This window comes from bacterium (assembly GCA_040755795.1).
Lineage (GTDB): Bacteria > UBA9089 > CG2-30-40-21 > CG2-30-40-21 > SBAY01 > JBFLXS01.
Genome location: JBFLXS010000695.1, coordinates 1 through 1334, shown reverse-complemented (window position 1 = coordinate 1334; position 1334 = coordinate 1). Strand labels below are relative to the sequence as shown.

Annotated in this window: 2 protein-coding genes; both read left to right on the top strand. The window is 36.5% G+C overall.

Features of this window, described 5'->3' with window-relative positions:
- Nucleotides 1-223: 223 nt before the first annotated feature.
- Nucleotides 224-358: a GxxExxY protein gene (locus AB1414_21025; protein MEW6609895.1), complete on the top strand. Its 135-nt coding sequence runs from the start codon at nucleotides 224-226 to the stop codon at nucleotides 356-358.
- A gap of 169 nt (nucleotides 359-527) precedes the next feature.
- Nucleotides 528-626: a GxxExxY protein gene (locus AB1414_21020; GenBank protein ID MEW6609894.1), complete on the top strand. Its 99-nt coding sequence runs from the start codon at nucleotides 528-530 to the stop codon at nucleotides 624-626.
- Nucleotides 627-1334: the final 708 nt, after the last annotated feature.

Here is a 1334-nt window from a genome sequence, read left to right as displayed (position 1 = left end):
GGATAAAGATAAACTTCTTGATTATCTTGAGATGAGCCTGCTGAAGGCAAAATCAAAGGGTAAGAATCAAATTGCACAAACCCAGGGACACATCCCATAAATCTCTAAAATCTGTGAAAAATCTTGCGGATATTTTCAGTAGAAACACACATCTCCACAGGACTGGACACAAGGACGATGAGTAAGGGTTCAGGTAGGATAAAAATAAGGAGAAAGGGAGAAGATGGAGAAGTGGAGAAAAGAAGAGTTAAGTGATAGGATTATTAATGCCTGGATTAATGTCCATAAAAAGTTAGGACATGGTTTTCTGGAGAGCATCTATCGTAATACGTCAGTTATTTGGGGGAATGAACATTAACCTGCGGAAGACAAAGCAATGAAAATAGTAGGCACGTAGGTAGTAGGTAAGTAGGAAAGGGATAAAGGATGTGCACGGTATTCTTCTTCTGGGGGTAATGTCTCCCCCTTTCCTACTTTCCTACTCTCCTACTTCCTACTTTCAGGAGAATCCCCCATTTCACTGACCCATTACCATCTATCACAATGCCTTGAAGGTTGAGTTTGCAAGACAGAACATCATCTTTGAATCAGAAAAAGAAGTCAAGATATTCTATCAAGGTCTGTGATTCAAACACTGGACATCAGACACAAGACTATAGACTCTATTTATGCAGGAAATTAGTGACATTTGGGAAACCATCTTCAAAACTTCACTCCCTGAATTTTTCCACCTGTGCGGTTAAATGTAAAATGGATAATGTAAAATGAAAAATGTAAAATGAAGAGAGCGTTGCATAGAACTTAAGGCTATATTTACGATGCGTGACATTGTGTTACCTCATTTCTTGCCATCTTTTTGTATTTTTCTTGACATTTTGGAGTCCCAAAAGACAACCCAGAGGATCATTAACCAGTCGATATAGCAGTTATTATTCAAAACTTTACTTAGAATTAAATACTCCTAACTACTCGTAGTGAATTAACAAGTTATGCACAAACCATTGCTACACTATGTCAAATTAGGGCTATAACTCTTTATATTTTTAGACAATTATGTCCCTTTGGCTTGCCTTCTCCTAATTTCTTATGACAAAATGGGAAAAATAGAATATGAAAATTCTACCTCATCCTTCATTTAATGTCCCATAGGGACAGGACAATATATCGGTAAATGGCTTTCCATAAATTTTCTACCAATATATCGTTTCTACGGAACTGATTGATTTGTCTATCTATTCCTACCGATATTATGTTCCTAACGGAACGATTATTCTCATGCCTTATTTATGGGTATTATCCTATGTAAACTTTCAGTTAATAACCGCTATAGTATC